Here is an 18793-nt window from a genome sequence, read left to right as displayed (position 1 = left end):
CCGGCCTTTCGCCCTTACTCCGGCTGCACGCCGGCGGCGCGGATCACGCGGCCCCAGGCCTCGCGCTCGGACTTCATCAGCAGCGCCAGCGCCTCGGGCGCGGTGCCCGCGGCGGTGAAGAACTGCGCGCGCATGCGGTTGCGGATGTCCTCGCTCCTGATGATGCGCACGAGCTCCCGGCTCATGCGCCCGATCACCGCCGGCGAGGTGCCCGCGGGCGCGAGCACCGCCTGCCACGACACCGCCTCGAAGGCGGGGAAGCCCTGCTCGGCGAGCGTCGGCAGCTCCGGCAGCGACGCGACGCGACCGCTCGTCGTGACGCCGAGCGCGCGCAGCTTGCCGGCCTTCACCTGCCCCATTGCCGCGGTCGGCACCATGAAGCCGGCCTGCACCTCGCCGGCGAGGATGGCGTTGACCACCTGCGGGAAGCCCTGGTAAGGCACGTGCACGAGGTCCACGCCGGCGCGGCTCTTGAACAGCTCCATCGCCAGGTGCGCGGCGCTGCCGTTGCCGACGCTGCCGTAGTTCAGCTTGCCGGGGCGCTGCTTGGCGATCTGCACGAACTCGGCCAGCGTCGAGGCGCCCAGGCGCGGGTCGACCACCAGCACGTTGGGCGCGGTAGCCACCAGCGTCACCGGCGCGAGCTGCTTCACCGGGTCGTAGGGCAGGTTGCGCGTGAGCATCGGCGCGGTGACGAGCGGGCCCTGGATCGTGAACAGGAAGGTGTGCTCGTCGGGCTCCGCGCGCGCGACCGCCGCGGTGCCGACGTTGCCACCCGCGCCGGGCCGGTTCTCGACCACCACCGGCTGGCCGAGCGCCTGCGCCAGCGGCTCGCCGACCATGCGCGCGATCAGGTCCGGGGAGCTGCCCGCCGGGAAGGGCACGACGAGCCGGATCGGCCGCGCGGGCCAGCCCGCCTGCGCGAGCGTCGGCGCGGCGAGGCCGGCGGCGGCGGCCGCAGCGGCGGCCTGAAGAAGGTGGCGACGTTGCATCGTGGGAGTCTCCTGCTGCCGGAAAAGAAAAAGGCGGCCGCTCGCGCGGAGGACGGCCGCCGGGGGGATCGTGCCGCGGCTTCAGGCCCGCGGCGTGCCGGGCACCTCGGCCCGCACCTCGCGCGCCATCAGCCGGCGCAGCGCGTCGCGCGGCGCGACGCGGCCCTCGAGCAGCGCGAGCACGCCCTCGGCGATCGGCATCTCGACGTTCGCCTCGCGCGCGCGCTGCAGCACGGTGGCCGCGCTGTAGACGCCCTCGGCGACATGGCCGAGCTCGGCGAGGATCTGCGGCAGCGCCAAGCCCTGCGCGAGCTTCAGGCCCACCTGCCGGTTGCGCGACAGGTCGCCGGTGGCGGTGAGCACCAGGTCGCCGAGACCCGACAGGCCCATGAAGGTGTCGGGCCGCGCGCCGAGCGCGACGCCCAGCCGCGTCATCTCCGCGAGGCCGCGCGTGATCAGCGCCGCGCGCGCGTTGAGGCCGAGCTGCATGCCGTCGGCGATGCCGGTGGCGATCGCCAGCACGTTCTTGACCGCGCCGCCGACCTCCACCCCCACCGGGTCGCAGGAGGTGTAGAGGCGCAGCGTCTCGCAGTGGAAGGCCTCGACCGCGAGCTCGCACAGCGCCGCGTCGGTGCTCGCCGCCACCAGCGCCGTCGGCTGACCGCGCGCGACCTCGAGCGCGAAGCTCGGGCCCGACAGCACACCGGTGCGCGCACCGGGCGCCACCGCGCGCGCCACCTCGTGGCCGAGCCGGCCGGTGCCGGCCTCGAAGCCCTTGCACAGCCAGAACAGCCGCGGCGCGTCCAGCCGCGCGACCACCGCCTCGAGCATGCCGCGCAGCGCCGCCATCGGCGTGCCGACCACGATCAGCCCGTCGCGCGCATGCGCGAGCGCCGCGTCGAGATCGGCGGTCAGCTCCAGCGCCGCCGGCAGCGGCACGTCCTTCAGGTAGCGCGCGTTGCGGCGCGAGTCGCGCATCGCCTCGACCTGCGCGGCGTCGCGCGCCCACAGCCGCGTGGGGTGGCGCGCCGCGACGCTGATCGCCAGCGCCGTGCCCCACGCGCCGGCACCGAGCACCGTGACGTTCATCGCTCGCCTGCGGGGCCGCTTCAGGCCGAGGTGATGATGCCCGAGCCGTTGGCCTGGGCGGCCTGCGCCTGCTGCGCCTCGAACATGGCCTGGAAGTTCACCTCGGCCAGGTGCACCGGCGGGAAGCCGGCGCGCGTGATCGCGTCGGCGACGATCGCGCGCAGGTAGGGGTAGACGATCTGCGGGCAGGCGATGCCGATGATCGGGTTCATCTGCTCGTCGGGGATGTTGCGGATCTCGAAGATGCCGGCCTGCTTGGCCTCGACCAGGAACACGGTGCGGTCCTGGATCTTGGTGTGCACGGTGGCGGTGACGCTGACCTCGTAGATGCCGTCGACCACCGGCTGCGCCTCCAGGCTCAGGTTCACGTCGACCTGCGGCTGCTCCTGCTCGAGCAGGATCTGCGGCGAGTTCGGCTGCTCCAGCGACAGGTCCTTCAGGTAGATGCGCTGGATCTGGAACACGGGGGTGTTGTCTTGCTCGGCCATGGTGTCGGTCTTTCGCGTGAGATCGGGAAAAAGAAAAGCCCGCCACCGGACGAGGTGCGGGCTGCGGGAATTGCAGCGCGGCGATTATCACCGAGCCGCGGCCGGCTTCCGGGGGGCATCGGGATCCGGGACAAGGACGGGGCCGCCCCGCTGGCGCGGGTGTGACCGGCACCGGCTCGGGCCGCCCGTGCCGGGCTGCACCGGCTGCGGGCGTCTCAGGCGCCGCCGCCCTGCAGCAGCGGCATCAGCCCGCCCTGCTGGTCGAGCGCGAACAGGTCGTCGCACCCGCCGACATGGGTGCCGCCGATGAAGATCTGCGGCACGGTGCGCCGGCCGGTGAGCTCCATCATGCGTTCGCGCTCGCCGGGATGGGTGTCGATGCGAATCTCCTCGATCTGCTCGACGCCGCGCTGCTTGAGCAGCATCTTGGCGCGCTGGCAGTACGGGCAGACCTGGGTCGTGTACATCTTGACGGCTTGCATTCTCATCCTCTCTTGACGGGAAAGCCGGCGGCGGCGACGCGAGGAGCGCTCGGCTCACTTCTCGACCGGCAGGTCGGCGGCGCGCCAGGCGGCCAGGCCGCCGGCAAGCGCTCGGGCGTTTTCGTAGCCCAGCTTGCGCAGCGTAGCGACGGCGCGCGAGGCCCGCGCCCCGGTGGCGCATACCACGATCACCGGCAGGGCCTTGTTCGGGGGCAGCTGCTTGGCGCCGTCGAGCTGGCCGAGCGGCACGTTGCGGGCGCCCGCGACATGGCCGCCCTGGTACTCGGCGGGCTCGCAGACGTCGATCACCACCGCCTTCTCGCGGTTGATCAGGCGCACCGCCTCGGCGGGGGAGACCGCGCCGGCGCCGCCGCGCCGTGACAGCGCGGGCCACAGCAGCAGGCCGCCGGATGTCAGCGCGGTGAGGATCAGCAGCCAGTTGTCGGTAATGAAGTTCATGCGGGGCCGGGGGAAAAGGTTGGCAAGGGCGGGGGAGCCCGGGAGGCGAAGCCCGGGATTATAAAATTCGAGGCTTTGCACCGCAGCGCCCGGAGGCCCCTACATGTACAAGCTCGTGCTCATCCGTCACGGTGAGTCCACCTGGAACCTGGAAAACCGCTTCACCGGCTGGACCGACGTCGAGCTCACGCCGACCGGCATCTCGCAGGCCATCTCGGCCGGCAAGCTGCTCAAGGCCGAGGGCTACGAGTTCGACATCGCCTACACCTCGGTGCTCAAGCGCGCGATCCACACGCTGTCGTACTGCCTCGACGAGATGGACCGCATCTGGCTGCCGGTGGTCAAGGACTGGCGCCTCAACGAGCGCCACTACGGCGCGCTCCAGGGCCTCAACAAGGCCGACATGGCCCGGCAATACGGCGACGAGCAGGTGCTGGTCTGGCGCCGCAGCTACGACACGCCGCCGCCGGCGCTCGAGCCGAGCGACCCGCGCAGCGAGCGCCAGGACATCCGCTACGCCAAGCTGGACCCGCAGCAGATCCCGCTGACCGAGTGCCTGAAGGACACCGTCGCGCGCGTGCTGCCGTTCTGGAACGAGGTGATGGCCCCGGCGATCAGGAGTGGCCAGCGCGCCGTCGTCGCCGCGCACGGCAACAGCATCCGCGCGCTGGTGAAGTACCTCGACAACATCGGCGACAACGACATCGTCGGCGTCAACATCCCCAACGGCATCCCGCTGGTCTACGAGCTCGACGCCGAGCTCAAGCCGATCCGCAGCTACTACCTCGGCGACGCCGAGGCCGCGGCGAAGGCCGCCGCCGCCGTCGCGAACCAGGGCAAGGCCTGACGCGCCCGCCGCGCCGCGTTCGCGTTATGCTGCGCGGCATGGACACCGGTCTTTGCCACCCGGCACCCGCGCCCGCGGGTCTGCGACGAGGCTCCCGACGCCGACGCTGAAGGAGCTCGTCCCCGCCTGCACGCCGCGCCCCGGCGTCCGCACCCCGAAGGCCACGAGACTCCTCGTGGCCTTCGCGTTTCCGGTGCCGGCCCTGGCGCCGGCCCCCGTCGCCCGAGGCGTTCCCGCGGCCTTCGTTTCCTCCCTCCGAACCCAGGAACGAAGCCATGCACCCACCCGACACCGCCGCCGCGCGGCCGGCCCCCGCCACCCCGCCCGCGCTCCCGCGGGGCCTCGACGCGCTGATGCAGGTCACGCCGCGCCCGCCGCTCGTGTTCGCGCGAGGCCGCGGCAGCTGGCTGTGGGACAGCGAGGAACGCCCCTACCTCGACCTGGTGCAGGGCTGGGCGGTCAACACGCTCGGCCACTGCGCGCCGGCGCTGGTCGAGGCGATCACCGCGCAGGCCGCCCGGCTGCTGCATCCCGGCGCGGGCGTGCACAACGAGCGCGCACCGGAGCTCGCGCAGCGCCTCGCCGGGCTCAGCGGGCTCGACCGCTGCTTCTTCACCAACAGCGGCGCCGAGGCCAACGAGGGCGCGATCAAGCTGGCGCGCAAGTTCGGGCGGCTGCATCGCGGCGGCGCCCACGAGATCATCACCTTCGAGCACGGCTTCCACGGCCGCACGCTGGCGACGATGAGCGCGAGCGGCAAGCCCGGCTTCGACCGGCTCTTCGCGCCGCAGGTGCCGGGCTTCCCGAAGGCACGGCTCAACGAGCTCGCCAGCGTCGAGGCGCTCGTCTCCCGCGACACCGTGGCGGTGATGCTCGAGCCGATCCAGGGCGAGGCCGGCGTCATCGAGGCGGAGCCGGCGTTCCTGCGCTCGCTGCGGGCGCTGTGCGACGCGCACGGCCTGCTGCTGGTGTTCGACGAGGTGCAGACCGGCGTCGGCCGCACCGGGCGGCTGTGGGGGCACGAGGAGGCCGGCGTGCGCCCGGACATCATGACGCTCGGCAAGGGGCTGGGCGGCGGCGTGCCGATCGGCGCGCTGCTCGCGCGCGAGGCGGTGTGCTGCTTCGAGCCCGGCGACCAGGGCGGCACCTACAACGGCAACCCGCTCGTTTGCGCCGCGGCGCTGGCGGTGCTCGACGCCGTCACAGCCCCTGGCTTCCTGCCCGCGGTGCAGGCGCGCGGCCGGGAGCTGCGCGCGGGGCTGGACCGCATCGCCGCGCGCACCGGCGGCGCGCCGGCGCGCGGACGCGGCCTGCTGCTCGCGCTGGACCTGCCGGGCGCCGATGCCGCGCGGCAGGCAGCGGAGCAAGGCCTCGCGCTCGCGGCCGCGCCGGGCGGCCGCGGCCTGCTGCTCAACGCGGTGCGGCCGCAACGCCTGCGCCTGATGCCGGCGCTCGACATCGCCGGGGACGAGGTCGCGCTGGCGCTGGAGCTGCTGGAGCGGTGCCTGCCGGCGCGCTGAACGCCGCGAAGCGTCCAGGGCTGGCACGGCGCGTCAGAACGCGGTCGCGGGCAGGGTCAGCATCAGCTGCGAGGGCCGGCCGGGCTCGTGCAGCTGATGCGCGATGGCCGCGCGCGTCGAGTTCGCGAGCGCGCGCCGGTCGGTGCCGGTGGAAGCCTGGGACGGCAGCAGGTCGACCTGCACCGTGAGCCGGTGGGCCCGCACGATGGCCAGCAGCGACTGCCAGAGCGTCATGTCGTCGATGTAGGCGGCCGAGCGGCTGACGGCATGCCCGGCCTCGCTGTAGCGCAGCGCCACCGGCTGCACCGGCGTGCCGGTGGCGACCGCCGCCTGCAGCAGGTTGGCATGGAAGGGCAGCAGCTTGCGGCCGTCGGTGGTGGTGCCTTCCGGAAACACCGCCACGACCTCGCCCGCGCCCAGCGCCTTGGCCATCTTGTGCACCACGCGCAGCGCGTCGCGGCGCTGCGCGCGCTCGATGAACAGCGTGCCGCCGCGCCGCACCAGCCATCCGACCACCGGCCAGTCGCGCACCTCGGCCTTCGAGACGAAGCGTGCCGGCTGCACCGCGTTGATCGCCAGGATGTCGAGCCAGGAGACGTGGTTGGCGACCAGCAGCACGCCGCCGGAGCGGGGCCGCCCCTCGGTGCGCAGCTCGATGCCGAGCGCAGCCAGCATCCCGGCCGACCACCACTGCACCCAGCGCATGCGGCGCGCCCGGCTCAGCCAGGAAAAGCTCGACGCGATCGCGATGCCGCACAGCAGGTGCAGCAGCGCACGCAGCAGGCGCCAGGAGGCGCGCAGGTTTCTCATTCTTCGGTCCCCCTTGTCCGGCATCGACGGATCGCCACCGCCGGCCGGCCGGAGACGGACCGGGCAGTGGGCGCGCGGCTCAGCACCTCACGCCGCGGGAGGGCGCGCCTCGAAGGCCACCTGACCCGCCACGAGCGTGCAGCGCACGCGACCGGGCAGATCGTAACCGGTGAAGGGCGTGTGGCGGCCCTGGCTGCACAAGGCCGCCGGCTCGACGGTCCAGCGCGCGTCCGGATCGAACAGGCACAGGTCGGCGATGCCGCCCTCGACCAGCCGCCCGGTGCTCGAGGCCAGCGAGCCGAGCGCCTCGCCCATCACGCGCACCGGCTCGTGCGTGACGCAGGCCAGCGCCCGCATCAGCCCGGCGCCCTGCTGCTCCTCGCCCCACTTCAGCGCCAGGCTCAGCAGCAGCTCCAGGCCCGTCGCGCCCGGCTCGGCCTCGCCGAAGGGCAGCGTCTTCTCGTCGTCGTCGACCGGCGTGTGGTCGCTGACCAGCGCGTCGATCGTGCCGTCGGCGAGCGCCGCGCGCAGCGCGTCGCGGTCGCGCTGCTGGCGCAGCGGCGGCGTGAGCCGCATGTCGGAATTGAAGTAGCCGATGTCGACGTCGGTCAGGTGCAGCGAGTTGATGCTGACGTCGGCCGTCACCGGCAGCCCCTCGGCCTTGGCGCGGCGCAGCAGCTCCACGCCCGCGGCGCTGCTCAGGCGGCACAGGTGCACGCGCGCGCCGGTCGAGCGCATCAGCTCGAAGATCGTGTGCAGCGCGATCGTCTCGGCGAGCACCGGCACGCCCGACAGCCCGAGGCGCGTGGCCATCGCGCCGCTGGCCGCGACGCCGCGACCGAGGTGGGCATCGTTGGGCCGAAGCCAGACGGTGTAGCCGAAGGTCGCCGCGTACTGCATCGCGCGCATCAGCACCTGCGTGTTCGTCACCGGCACGTCGGCCTGCGAGAAGCCGACGCAGCCGGCCTCGGTGAGCTCGGCCATCTCGGTGAGCGCCTCGCCGGCGAGCTGGCGCGTCAGCGCCCCGAGCGGGTACAGGCGCGACTGGTTCAGGTTGCGCGCGCGGAACTTGAGCATCTCCACGAGCCCCGGCTCGTCGAGCACCGGGTCGGTGTCGGGCGGGCACACCAGGCTCGTGACGCCGCCGGCGACCGCCGCGGCCATCTCGCTCTCGAGCGTGCCCTCGTGCTCGTGGCCCGGCTCGCGCAGCCGCGCGGCGAGGTCCACCAGGCCGGGGGCCACGACGAGGCCCGAGGCGTCGATCGTGCGGTCGGGGTTGAAGTCGGGGCTGACGCTGCCGATCGAGACGATGCGGCCGGCGGCGATCGCGACGTCGGCGGCGCGGTCGGTGTGGGTGGCCGGGTCGATCAGCCGGCCGTTCTGGATCAGGATCTTCATCTCGCTTGGGGCCTCTTGCTCAGGCCTCGTTGCCGGCCAGGATGGACATCACCGCCATGCGCACCGCGATGCCGAAGGTCACCTGCGGCAGGATCACGCTCTGGCGCCCGTCGGCGACGGACGAGTCGATCTCGACGCCGCGGTTGATCGGGCCCGGGTGCATCACGATCGCGTCGGGTTTCGCGAGCGCGAGCTTCTGCTCGGTCAGGCCGAAGCTCTTGAAGAACTCGCCCGCGCTCGGCAGCATGGCGCCGTTCATGCGCTCGTTCTGCAGTCGCAGCATGATGATGACGTCCGCGTCGCGGATGCCCTCGGCCATGTCGTGGCACACGCGCACGCCCATCTCGCGCAGATCGCCCGGCACCAGCGTCTTCGGGCCCACCGCGCGGATCTCGGGCACGCCGAGCGTCGTGAGCGCGTGGATGTCCGAGCGCGCGACGCGCGAGTGCACGATGTCGCCGACCACCGCCACCGTGAGGTTGGTGAAGTCGCGCTTGTAGTGGCGGATCGTGTACATGTCGAGCAGCCCCTGCGTCGGGTGCGCGTGGCGGCCGTCGCCGGCGTTCACGACATGCACGTGCGGCGCGCAGTGCTGGGCGATGAGATACGGCGCGCCGCTCTCGCTGTGGCGCACGACGAACATGTCGGCGTGCATCGCCGAGAGGTTCGCGATCGTGTCGAGCAGGCTCTCGCCCTTGGAGGCGCTCGACTTCGCGATGTCGAGGTTGAGCACGTCGGCCGAGAGGCGCTTGGCGGCGATCTCGAAGGTGGTGCGCGTGCGCGTGCTGTTCTCGAAGAACAGGTTGAACACGCTTTTTCCCCGCAGCAGGGGAACCTTCTTGACCTCGCGGTCGTTGACGCTCAGGAAGGTCTCGGCGGTGTCCAGGATCTGGTGGATCACCGCGCGCGGCAGGCCCTCGATGGACAGCAGGTGGATCAGTTCACCGTGCCGGTTGAGCTGGGGATTGCGTTTGTAGAGCATCGCGTCCTCTTCACCGCGCCGGGCCCCTCGGGGGCCTCACAGCGCGATGGTCTTGATGTCGAAAGTGAAGCGGCCGGCGTCGCTGCGCGCGAGCGACAGGCGCTGCCCGGCCGGCACGTGGATGCGCGCGGCGGAGAAGGCCGGCTGGATCGGCAGCTCGCGCCCGCCGCGGTCGACCAGCACTGCCAGCGTCACGCTCGCCGGGCGGCCGAAGTCGAACAGCTCGTTGATCACCGCGCGCGTGGTGCGGCCGGTGTAGAGCACGTCGTCGATCAGCAGGATGTGGCGGCCCTCGACCTCGAAGGGCAGCCGCGTGTGGTCGGCGCCGGCGCTCATGCCGCGCTGGCCGAAGTCGTCGCGGTGCAGCGCGCTCGAGATCACGCCGTGCTCGCCGGGCAGGCCCAGCTCGCGCTGCAGCCGCTCCGCGAGCCACGCGCCGCCGGACCACACGCCCACCAGCGCCGCGTCGGGGCGCAGCAGCGCGCGCACACCGGCGGCGAGTTCGGTGTACAGCGCTTCGGCGTCGAGGTGCAGCGTGCTCATCGGGTCTCCTTGAAATGGTCGCGGAAGAACTGTTCCAGGATCAGGCAGGCCGCGGCCGCGTCGGCATCGCGTGCACCGGCGGCGAGCGCCTCGGTGGTGGTGTAGCGCTCGTCGACCTCGTGCACCGGCAGGCCGAAGCGCCCCTGCAGCTGGCGGCCGAAGCGGCGCGCGCGCGCGGTGTTGTCGTGCGCGGCGCCGTCCGGATGGAAGGGCACGCCGATCACCAGCGCGTCGGGGCGCCACTCCTGGATCAGCCGGGCGATCGCCGCGAAGCGCGCGTCGCCCTCGGCGGCGATGGTGCGCAGCGGGGTGGCCGAGCGCGTGAACGAGTTGCCCGCGGCCGCGCCGACCCGCTTGAGGCCGTAGTCGAAAGCGAGGAAGGTCTGGTGCGGTGTCGAGGGGGCCGGGGGCGGCGCGTCGCTCATCGACGCACCCTCGCGCCGCGCGCGGTCCCTCCGCGAGGGACGGCACGCTTCCTTCGGAGCGGCCGTGCGGAAGCGCTCATGCGTGCCCGGCCTCCTGGGTCAGCATGCCGGGGTCGATGCCGAGCAGCGCCAGCGCGCGCGTGTAGCGCTGCTCGACCGGCGTGTCGAAGATGATCGCGGGATCGGCCTTGACGCTGAGCCAGCCGTTGCGCCCGAGCTCCTCCTCGAGCTGGCCGGCGCCCCAGCCGCTGTAGCCGAGCGTGACCAGCACCTTCTTGGGGCCGGCGCCGAGCGACAGCGCCTCCAGCACGTCCTTGCTGGTGGTCATCTGCAGGCCGCCGGGCACCGTGAGCGAGGAGCCGTAGCCCTCGTCGCCCTCGCCGCCGAGCGGCTCGTGCAGCACGAAGCCGCGCTCGGTCTGCACCGGGCCGCCGAAGTAGACCGGCGCCTCGGCCAGCTCGGGCCGGTCGAGCGCGAGGTCGACCTTCTCGAACAGGTTGGCGAGCTTGAGGTCGATCGGCTTGTTGATCACGAGACCGAGCGCGCCCTGGGGCGAGTGCTCGCAGAGGTAGATCACCGCGCCCGCGAACATGTCCTCGGACATGCCGGGCATGGCGATCAGGAACTGGTTCGTGAGGTCGATGGCGGAGGCGCGGCCGGACATGGGCGGATTCTAGTGCAGCCGCCCCGCCGCGGGGCTCCCCCGTCCCTGACGCGGCGCGGGTTCCTGGGCCACACTCGGGGTCATGGACAAAACTTTCGACGCGGCGCTGGTCTGGTTGCGCCGCGACCTGCGGGTGCGCGACAACGCCGCGCTGCACCACGCGCTGCACCAGTCGCGCCGGGTCTGGTGCGCCTTCGTCTTCGACACCGAGATCCTCGAGCCGCTGCCGCGCGCCGACCGGCGCGTCGAGTTCATCCGCGACAGCCTGCTCGCGCTCGACGCGGAGCTCGCCGCGCTCGGGCTGCGCCACGGGCACGCGGACGTCGGCCTGATCGTGCTGCACGGCGCGGCGACGCAGGCGCTGCCGGCGCTCGCCGACCGCCTGCACGTGCAGGCGGTGTTCGCCGCGCACGACTACGAGCCGGCCGCCAAGGCGCGCGACGCGCGCGTGCTCGGCGCGCTGGCCGACGCCGGCATCGCCTTCCACACCACGAAGGACCAGGTGGTGTTCGAGGGCGACGAGGTGCTCACCGGCACCGGGCTGCCCTACAGCGTCTTCACGCCCTACCGCAACAACTGGCTGCGGCAGGTGGACGAGGCGCGGCTCGCCGAGTGGCCGGTGGAGCGCCATGCCGCCGCGCTCGCCCCCCTGCCCGCCGGCTTCGCCCGCGGCGTGCCGACGCTCGCCGAGCTCGGCTTCGAGCCCACCAACCTGCACGAGCTGCGGCTCGCGCCGGGCGAGAGCGGCGCGCAGGCGATGTTCGCGGACTTCCTCGAGCGCATCGACCACTACCACGAGACGCGCGACTTCCCCGCGGTGAAGGGCCCGAGCTACCTGTCGGTGCACCTGCGCTTCGGCACGGTCTCGCCGCGCCAGCTCGCGCGCGAGGCGCTCGAGCGCGCGCGGGCCGGCTCGCGCGGGGCCGCGGTCTGGCTCGACGAGCTGATCTGGCGCGAGTTCTACCAGCAGTTGCTGCACCACCACCCGCGGGTCGTCACGCATGCGTTCAGGCCCGAGTACGACGCGATCAAGTGGGAGCACGGCAAGCACGCCGACGTGCTGTTCGCCGCCTGGTGCGCCGGCCGCACCGGCTACCCGCTCGTGGACGCCGGGATGCGCCAGCTCAACCAGACCGGCTACATGCACAACCGGCTGCGCATGGTCACCGCCAGCTTCCTGTGCAAGGACCTCGGCATCGACTGGCGCCGCGGCGAGCGCTACTTCGCGGAAAAGCTCAACGACCACGACCTCGCCGCAAACAACGGCGGCTGGCAGTGGGCCGCCTCCACCGGCTGCGACGCGCAGCCCTGGTTCCGCATCTTCAACCCCGTGACCCAGAGCCAGAAGTTCGACCCGCACGGCAGGTTCATCCGCCGCTACCTGCCCGAGCTCGCCGCGCTGCCGGACGAGTTCGTGCACGCGCCGTGGAAGGCGCGCCCGGTCGACCTCGCCGGCACCGGCTTCACGCCCGGCGAGGACTACCCGGCGCCGATCGTCGACCACGACGCGGCACGGCAGAAGACGCTGCTGCGCTACGAGAGCGTGAAGAAGGGCTGAGGCGCCTGCATCGCCTGCGCGATCCGCTCCATGTCGTGCCCGCTGACCGGGAACAGGCCGTAGCGCAGCCGGGCGCCCCAGTTCGGCTGCCCCGCGGTCCACTCGAGCTCCGCGAGCAGCGGCCGGATCGGCGCGGCGTGCGACGGCAGCCAGCCGACGTCGCGCCGGAACGGCCGGAAGCCCCCTCCCATGTCGAAGAGATAGGGCTCGCCCTCGCTCACGACGCCGAGCGCCGTGAAGGCCTGCAGCCGCTCGCCGCCGCCGAAGCGCTCGGTCGGCGAGTAGTAGGCCACCCGGTCGCCCGGCCGCAGGCGCCGCAGCGGCGCCGCCTTGCCGTGGCAGACCTGCATGAAGCCGCCCTCGCGCCCGAGCCGGACATGCTCGGCGCAGGCCACCGCGATCCAGCCGCGGCTCATTGCCCCTCCGGCGCGAAGACGCGCAGGCGGTGGCCGTCCGGGTCGAGCGCGACGAAGGTGAGGCCGAAGTCCATGCGCGTCGGCGCCTGCGCGATCGGCAGGCCGCGCTGCCGCCAGGCGGCATGCAGGGCCTCGACGGCCGCGTCATCCGCCACCGGCCATGCCAGCTCGCTGCCGCCCGGAGCGGCAGTGGCCGCGGGCTCGACGCCGCGCCGCTCCCACAGACCGAGCATCAGCCCCTTGTCGAGCGCGAACATCGCGAAGGTGGGCGAGGCCTCGATGGGCGCGCGGCCGAGCAGCCCGGCGTAGAAGGCGGCGCTGGCCTCGGGGCTGGCGACGTAGAGGAGGATGAAGCTGGGCGTGGACATGGCGTTGGTTCTCCGTTCTCGGTGTCAGAAAGTTGCCCGGCCGGCTCATACGCCGAATCGCCCTGTCTCGGGGCGGCTGCGGTGCGTCACTGCGGCCCGGTGACACCGAGAGTAAGAACTGCCACTGTCAATTCCTGTCAGCAGCATGCATGCCGGCCTATCGCTCCGCGATGCCCTGCCGCTCGCGCCAGCGCCGCAGCAGCGCCTGGCGCCGCTGCGGGTAGCGCGCCTCCAGCCGCGTCGCCTCGCGCAGCCGGTCGGCGCGGAAATGGCGGAAGTCCTGCCGCGTCTCGCACCAGGCGACGAGCACCCGCACGCGCTCGAAGTAGCCGAGCGCGAAGGGCCAGACCGTGCGCTGCGTCTCGGCGCCCTTCAGGTCGAGGTAGCGAAGCGCGAGCTTGCGCTCGGCGCGGATCGCCTCGCGCAGCAGCGACAGCTCGACCTGCCCGGGCAGCGGCTGCTCGCCGGGCCCGACCAGCAGCGCCGACGCGTCCAGCGACTCGCGCAGGTCCGGCGGCAGCACCGCCGCGATCTTCGCGAGCGCGTTGCGCGCTGCGTGGCCGAGCCGGTCGTCCGCGCGCTCGGCCACCCAGCGCGAGCCGAGCACCAGCGCCTCGATCTCGTCCTCGGAGAACATCAGCGGCGGCAGCATGAAGCCCGGGCGCAGCAGGTAGCCGATGCCCGGCTCGCCGTCGATCGCGGCGCCTTGCGCCTGCAGGCTCGCGATGTCGCGGTAGAGCGTTCGCAGGCTGATGCCGAGCTCCGCGGCGAGCGCCGCGCCGCTCACCGGTCGGCGGTGGCGGCGCAGCAGTTGCACCAGCTCCAGCAGGCGTTCGGCGCGCGACAAGCTTTCACCCCCGTGATGTCGGACAGTCCATTTCGCACATACTGCCATCCCTCGACCGCCCTGCCCTCCGCCCGCCGAGCCGACCGATGACCCTGCGCTTCCTGCACGCCGCCGACCTGCACCTCGACAGCCCGCTGCGCGGCCTCGCCCGCTACGAGGGCGCGCCGGCCGAGCGGCTGCGCGGCGCGACGCGCCGCGCGCTCGAGCGCCTGGTCGAGCTGGCGCTCGCCGAGCGCGTCGCCTTCGTCGTGCTCGCGGGCGACATCTACGACCGCGACTGGCAGGACTTCCACACCGGGCTGTTCTTCCGCGAGCAGATGGTGCGGCTCGGCCGCGGCGGCGTGCGCGTCTTCATCGCGCACGGCAACCACGACGCGCAGGGCGTCATCAGCCGCCAGCTCGAGCTGCCGGAGCATGTGCAGGTCTTCTCCAGCCGCAGCGCGCAGACCCTGCTGCTGCCCGCGCTCGGCGTCGCGCTGCATGGGCGCAGCTTCCCCGAGCGCGAGGTGCCCGAGGACCTGGTGCCGCACTACCCGGCGGCGGTCGCGGGCCTCTTCAACATCGGCGTGCTGCATACCAGCCTCGCCGGCTCGCCCGCGCACGACACCTACGCGCCCACCAGCCTCGCGGCCCTGCAGGCCAAGGGCTACGACTACTGGGCGCTCGGCCACGTGCACGCGCGCCAGGTGGTGTGCGAGCAGCCGCGCATCGTCTTCCCCGGCAACCTGCAGGGGCGCCACGCCAACGAGTGCGGCCCGAAGGGCTGCGAGCTGGTGAGCGTCGGCGCCGACGGCCGCGTCTCGGCCGAGTTCGTGCCGCTCGACGTGGTGCGCTGGACGCAGCTCGAGCTCGCGCTCGACGGCATCGACTCGCTCGCCGCCTTCCAGGCCGCGGCGGGCGACGCGCTGGCGCGGCTGCACGCCACGGCGCCGGACCGGCTGCACGCGGTGCGGCTGAACCTGCGCGGCGCAACACCATTGAAGACGCTCGAGGCCCGCTCGCCCGGCACGCTGGAGGCGGCGGCGCAGGCGGCGGCGCAGGACCTGGGCGAGGCCGAGATCTGGCTCGAGCGCGTCCACGCGGAGCTGCATGCACCGCTCGACCGGCAGGCGGCGGCCGCGCGCGACGACGCGATCGGCGAGCTGGCCCGGCTGGTCGACGAGCTCTGCGCCGACCCGCAGGCCCTGCCCGGCTGGGCGCGGCAGGCGCTCGGCGAGCTGCTGCAGACCCTGCCGCCCGAGGTGCGCGCGGACGGCGGCGACGGGCTGATCCCGGACCTGGACGACGCCGCCGCGCTGCGCGCGCTGCTGCTCGACGCCGAGGCCACCGTGCTCGCGCGCCTGGCCGGCACGGAGGAGCGCGCATGAAGCTCGTGCGGCTGTTCCTGAAGGCCTTCGGCCCCTTCACCGAGCGCGTGCTCGACCTCTCGGCCTCGCCTGCCGGCCTGCACCTGGTCTACGGCCCCAACGAGGCCGGCAAGTCCTCGGCGCTGCGCGCGATGGGCGACCTGCGCTTCGGCATCCCGATGCGCAGCGCCGACAGCTTCGTCCACCCCTACGAGCGCATGCGCGTCGGAGGCGCCTTCGTCGGCGGCGACGGCCGGCTGCTCGGGCTGATGCGGCACAAGGGCCGCCTCGACACGCTGTCGCGCTGCTGTCCCGAGAGCGGCGAGGCGCTCGGCGGCGGGCGCGTGTCGCCCGACGACGAGGCGGCGCTCACGGGGCGGCTGTCGCGCGCCGAGTTCGAGGCGATGTTCGGCCTCGACCACGCGCGACTGCGCCAGGGCGGGCGCGAGCTGATCGCCGGCCGCGGCGAGCTCGGCGCGGCGCTGTTCGCCGCCAGCGCCGGCGCGCAGGGCGTCAACGCGCTGCTGGAGTCGATCGAGGCCGAGGCGAAGCGGTTCTACAGCCCGCGCGCCAGCACCGCGGCGATCAACGAGGCGCGGCGCCAGATCGAGGACGCGCGCCAGGCCTGCCGCGCCGCGCTGACCAAGCCCGCGCAATGGAAGCAGCTGCAGCGCGCGCACGAGCTGGCGGGCGAGGAGCTGGCGCAGTCCGAGCAGGCGCTGGCCGCGCTGCGCCAGCGGCTTGCCGGGCTGGGCGAGCTGCGCACCGTCGCGCCGCTGCTGCGCGAGCTGGCGCTGCGCGAGGCCGACTGCGCGGCGCTCGCCGACGCGCCGGACCTGCCGCCCGACGCGTGCGGGCAGCGCGAGCGCGCCGAGGACGCGCTCGCCCGCGCGCAGTCCGACGCGCGCCTCGCCGCCGGGCAGCTGCAGGCGGCGCAGGCAGTGCTCGATGCGCTGACGGTGGAGGACCGCGTGCTCGAGCTCGCCGCGATGGTCGAGCGGCTGCTCGCGATGCGCGAGCAGGTCGAGCAGGGCCGCGCCGAGCTGCAGCAGCTGCAGGCCGCGCTCGCGCATGCGCAGGACGACTTCGCGCTGCGCGCCGCCCGCATCGCGCCGGGCACGGCGCCGCAGCTGCTGCTGGCGGCCGCGCCCTCGCGCGCCGACGAGGCCGCGCTGCAGCAGCAGCTCGACGCGCTCGCGCAGCTCGACGCGCGGCTGCAGCTGCTGCGCGAGCAGCAGGCGCGGCTCGACGCCGAGCTGCGGGCCGACGAGGCCGCGCGGCCGATGCCGCCCGAGCCGCAGCGGCTGCCGCGGCTCGACGAGGCGCTCGCCGCCGCCCGCGCGCTCGGCGAGCTGCCGGCACGCCAGGCCGCCGCGCAGCAGCGCCGCGAGCAGCTCGCCGAGCGGCTGCGGCGCGCGCTGCACGACCTGGGCCTCGGCGAGCCCGCCGCGCTCGCAGGCGTGCGCCCGCTGCTCGACGCGCAGATCGACGCGGCCGACCGTGCCGCCGAGACGCTCGCGCAGGCGCGCCGCACGCTCGAGGACGAGCAGCTCAACCTGCGCCGCGACGAGGCGGCGCAGCAGCTGCGCCTGCGCACGCTGCAGGCGGGCGGCGAGGTCGCCACCGCCGCGAGCCTGCGCGACGCGCGACGCCGTCGCGACGAGGGCTGGCAGCTCGTGAAGCAGGTGGGTGGCCCCGAGGATGCGTCCGCCGGGCTGCGGGACCGGGTGGCATGCTGGGCCGCCGGCCTGCCGCTGCCGGCGGCCTTCGAGGCGGCGATGGCCGAGGCCGACCGGCAGGCCGACCTGCTGCAGCGCGACGCCGAGCGCGCCGCGAAGGTCGAGGAATGCGGCGTGCGCATCGAGCAGATGGGCGCGCGCCTCGCCGGGATCGCCGCGCAGCTCGACGAGAACGCCGCCCGTGCGCGGGCCCGTGACGAGGACTGGCAGCGGCTGCTGCGCGAGCACGCGCTGCCGGCGCTCGCGCCGCAGGCGCTGCGGCAGTGGCAGGCGCGCTGCGACGCGGCGCGCGAGCTCGCGCAGCAGCTCGCCGAGGCCGGGCAGGCCGAGCACGAGCTGCACGAGGCCGCCCGGCAGGCGCGCGAGGCACTGTGCGCGGTGCTCCCAGGCGAGGCGCCCTCGCCGCAGACGCCCTGGCCGGCTCTGCTGGCGCGCGGCGCGGAGCAGGCCCGCGCGTTGCGCGAGCAGGAGTCGCGCAGCGCAGCCTTCGACGCCGAGCAGCGCCGGCTGCGCCGTGAACGCGAGGCCGGCGCAAAGGCGATCGCCGAGCTCGAGGCGCGGCGCCGCGAGCCGCTGGAGGCGCTGTCGCGCTGGCACGCGCGGCTGCTGCTGCCCGCGGGCAGCAGCGCCGCGGCGGTGCAGGCGCGGGCGCAGGAGCTGATGGCGCTCGCGGCGCTGCACGACGAGACCGCGTCGCGTCGCGTGCGCCGCGACGCGCTGCAGGCGCAGGCCGAGGCGCTCGGCGCGATGGCCGCCGACCTCGCCGGCCTGCTCGGCGAGGCGCCGCCCCCGCATGTCGGCGCCTTCGCCGACCGGCTCGCGCAGCGGCTCGCCGCCGCCCGCGCCGCGGCGCAGCAGCGCGCGCTGAGCATGCAGGACCGCGAGTCGGCACGCTCGGCGCTCGCGCGCGCCGAGACGCTCGCCGCGCAGCAGGAAGCGACGCTCGCCGCGCTGTGCGAGGCCGCCGGTGGTGTCGCGCGCGACGGGCTCGCCGCGGTGCAGGCGCGCGCGCAACGCAAGGCGCAGGCAGGGGACGAGCTGGAGCGCTTGCGACGGCAGATCGCGCTCGCGTCGGACCAGCCGCGCGAGGAACTGGCGCGGCGCCTCGCCGGCCTCGACGTGGCGGCGCTGGAGCAGCAGCGCGCGCAATGCCTGGAGGCGATCGAGCGGCAGGAAGCGGCGTTGAAGGCCGCTGCCGGGCGCGAGCGCGAGGCGCGCGCGGCGCTCGACGCAGTGGACGGCTCGGGCGAAGCCGCCGCGCAGCGCGAGGCTCTGGAGCTCGCCGCGGCACGGCTGCGCTCGGCGGTGCGGCCCTGGGCGCGGCTGAAACTCGCCGGCGCGCTGCTGCACGAGGCGCAGCGGCGCTTCCGCGAGCGCGCGCAGGGCCCGATGCTCGGCGAGGCCTCGCGCTACTTCGAGCAGATGACGGCCGGCCGCTACACGCGGCTGGTGGTCGACGAGCGCGAGCAGGGGCCGGTGCTGCTGGCCGAGCGCGAGGACGGCCGCCGCGTCGCGCTCGACGCGATGAGCGAGGGCACCGCCGACCAGCTCTACCTCGCGCTGCGGCTGGCGGCCCAGGCGGTGCGCTCGGATCACGGCGCGGCCGGCCGCTTCGCGATGCCTCTGGTGCTCGACGACGTGCTGATGACCTCGGACGACGAGCGCGCGCAGCAGATCCTGCGCGCGCTGCTGGCCTTCTCGGCCCATGCGCAGGTGCTGCTGTTCACGCACCACCGCCACCTGCACGAGCTCGCGGCCGCCTCCTTCCACGAGCGGGAGGTCGCGCTGCACCGGCTGTGAGGCCGGTGCGGCCCCGCTGC

At 74.2% G+C, this 18793-nt stretch carries 19 protein-coding genes; 5 read left to right on the top strand and 14 right to left on the bottom strand.

What is annotated here, in order from left to right; genetic code table 11:
• Positions 1 to 14: 14 nt before the first annotated feature.
• The 5 genes from D3A59_RS00580 to D3A59_RS00560 form a co-directional block, all read right to left on the bottom strand.
• The gene (locus D3A59_RS00580) at positions 15 to 992 is read right to left on the bottom strand and encodes a Bug family tripartite tricarboxylate transporter substrate binding protein (RefSeq protein WP_119152984.1); all 978 of its coding nucleotides are present in this window, start codon (positions 990 to 992) and stop codon (positions 15 to 17) included.
• Positions 993 to 1073: 81 nt separating this feature from the next.
• Complete coding sequence (locus D3A59_RS00575) at positions 1074 to 2081, bottom strand: NAD(P)H-dependent glycerol-3-phosphate dehydrogenase (RefSeq protein ID WP_119152983.1); 1008 nt, start codon at positions 2079 to 2081, stop codon at positions 1074 to 1076.
• 20 nt (positions 2082 to 2101) lie between these two features.
• Positions 2102 to 2569, bottom strand: coding sequence for a protein-export chaperone SecB (gene secB, locus D3A59_RS00570; RefSeq protein WP_119152982.1), 468 nt, complete (start codon positions 2567 to 2569; stop codon positions 2102 to 2104).
• 215 nt (positions 2570 to 2784) lie between these two features.
• On the bottom strand, positions 2785 to 3051 hold the full coding sequence (grxC, locus tag D3A59_RS00565) for a glutaredoxin 3 (protein WP_119152981.1): 267 nt from the start codon (positions 3049 to 3051) through the stop codon (positions 2785 to 2787).
• 54 nt (positions 3052 to 3105) lie between these two features.
• The gene (locus tag D3A59_RS00560) at positions 3106 to 3510 is read right to left on the bottom strand and encodes a rhodanese-like domain-containing protein (protein ID WP_119152980.1); all 405 of its coding nucleotides are present in this window, start codon (positions 3508 to 3510) and stop codon (positions 3106 to 3108) included.
• Positions 3511 to 3613: 103 nt separating this feature from the next.
• Here D3A59_RS00560 and gpmA point away from each other — a divergent pair, with 103 nt between their 5' ends.
• Together gpmA and D3A59_RS00550 are read left to right on the top strand one after the other, a co-directional pair.
• Positions 3614 to 4357: a 2,3-diphosphoglycerate-dependent phosphoglycerate mutase gene (gpmA, locus tag D3A59_RS00555; protein WP_119152979.1), complete on the top strand. Its 744-nt coding sequence runs from the start codon at positions 3614 to 3616 to the stop codon at positions 4355 to 4357.
• 353 nt (positions 4358 to 4710) lie between these two features.
• The gene (locus D3A59_RS00550) at positions 4711 to 5877 is read left to right on the top strand and encodes an aminotransferase class III-fold pyridoxal phosphate-dependent enzyme (RefSeq protein WP_240635872.1); all 1167 of its coding nucleotides are present in this window, start codon (positions 4711 to 4713) and stop codon (positions 5875 to 5877) included.
• Between the two features lie 33 nt (positions 5878 to 5910).
• Here D3A59_RS00550 and D3A59_RS00545 read toward each other — a convergent pair whose 3' ends face one another.
• From D3A59_RS00545 to D3A59_RS00520, 6 genes are all read right to left on the bottom strand, one after another.
• A complete protein-coding gene (locus D3A59_RS00545) occupies positions 5911 to 6687 on the bottom strand; it encodes a lysophospholipid acyltransferase family protein (protein WP_119152977.1) in 777 nt (258 codons plus the stop codon).
• Between the two features lie 87 nt (positions 6688 to 6774).
• Positions 6775 to 8085, bottom strand: coding sequence for a dihydroorotase (locus tag D3A59_RS00540; RefSeq protein ID WP_119152976.1), 1311 nt, complete (start codon positions 8083 to 8085; stop codon positions 6775 to 6777).
• 19 nt (positions 8086 to 8104) lie between these two features.
• On the bottom strand, positions 8105 to 9067 hold the full coding sequence (locus D3A59_RS00535) for an aspartate carbamoyltransferase catalytic subunit (RefSeq protein WP_119152975.1): 963 nt from the start codon (positions 9065 to 9067) through the stop codon (positions 8105 to 8107).
• A 36-nt stretch (positions 9068 to 9103) separates the two neighbouring features.
• Positions 9104 to 9610, bottom strand: a complete 507-nt coding sequence (gene pyrR, locus D3A59_RS00530) for a bifunctional pyr operon transcriptional regulator/uracil phosphoribosyltransferase PyrR (protein WP_119152974.1) — start codon at positions 9608 to 9610, stop codon at positions 9104 to 9106.
• Positions 9607 to 10035 carry a Holliday junction resolvase RuvX gene (gene ruvX, locus D3A59_RS00525; protein WP_119152973.1) on the bottom strand — a complete coding sequence of 143 codons (429 nt, stop codon included), beginning with the start codon at positions 10033 to 10035 and terminating at the stop codon, positions 9607 to 9609. Before ruvX ends, pyrR begins: the two co-directional genes overlap by 4 nt.
• A gap of 76 nt (positions 10036 to 10111) precedes the next feature.
• Positions 10112 to 10699, bottom strand: coding sequence for a YqgE/AlgH family protein (locus D3A59_RS00520; protein WP_119152972.1), 588 nt, complete (start codon positions 10697 to 10699; stop codon positions 10112 to 10114).
• Positions 10700 to 10781: 82 nt separating this feature from the next.
• Here D3A59_RS00520 and D3A59_RS00515 point away from each other — a divergent pair, with 82 nt between their 5' ends.
• Complete coding sequence (locus tag D3A59_RS00515; RefSeq protein ID WP_119152971.1) at positions 10782 to 12257, top strand: cryptochrome/photolyase family protein; 1476 nt, start codon at positions 10782 to 10784, stop codon at positions 12255 to 12257.
• On the opposite strand, the gene D3A59_RS00510 is transcribed toward D3A59_RS00515, so the two are convergent.
• From D3A59_RS00510 to D3A59_RS00500, 3 genes are all read right to left on the bottom strand, one after another.
• Positions 12233 to 12673: an EVE domain-containing protein gene (locus tag D3A59_RS00510; RefSeq protein ID WP_119152970.1), complete on the bottom strand. Its 441-nt coding sequence runs from the start codon at positions 12671 to 12673 to the stop codon at positions 12233 to 12235. The genes D3A59_RS00515 and D3A59_RS00510 overlap by 25 nt on opposite strands.
• The gene (locus tag D3A59_RS00505) at positions 12670 to 13041 is read right to left on the bottom strand and encodes a VOC family protein (protein ID WP_119152969.1); all 372 of its coding nucleotides are present in this window, start codon (positions 13039 to 13041) and stop codon (positions 12670 to 12672) included. The genes D3A59_RS00510 and D3A59_RS00505 overlap by 4 nt, the downstream gene beginning before the upstream one ends.
• A 157-nt stretch (positions 13042 to 13198) precedes the next feature.
• Entirely contained in the window at positions 13199 to 13888 is a 690-nt protein-coding gene (locus D3A59_RS00500) for a helix-turn-helix transcriptional regulator (RefSeq protein ID WP_119152968.1), read from the bottom strand.
• An 86-nt stretch (positions 13889 to 13974) separates the two neighbouring features.
• Between D3A59_RS00500 and D3A59_RS00495 the strand changes: the two genes are divergently transcribed.
• Together D3A59_RS00495 and D3A59_RS00490 are read left to right on the top strand one after the other, a co-directional pair.
• Complete coding sequence (locus D3A59_RS00495; RefSeq protein ID WP_240635871.1) at positions 13975 to 15255, top strand: metallophosphoesterase family protein; 1281 nt, start codon at positions 13975 to 13977, stop codon at positions 15253 to 15255.
• Positions 15252 to 18773 (top strand): ATP-binding protein, encoded by a 3522-nt coding sequence (locus D3A59_RS00490; RefSeq protein WP_119152967.1) that lies wholly within the window; start codon positions 15252 to 15254, stop codon positions 18771 to 18773. The genes D3A59_RS00495 and D3A59_RS00490 overlap by 4 nt, the downstream gene beginning before the upstream one ends.
• Positions 18774 to 18793: the final 20 nt, after the last annotated feature.

It is taken from the genome of Caldimonas tepidiphila, assembly GCF_003569765.1.
Classification (GTDB): Bacteria; Pseudomonadota; Gammaproteobacteria; order Burkholderiales; family Burkholderiaceae_C; genus Caldimonas; species Caldimonas tepidiphila.
The sequence above is the reverse complement of the archived record's forward strand: the minus strand, read 5'-3'. Positions and strand labels throughout refer to the sequence as shown.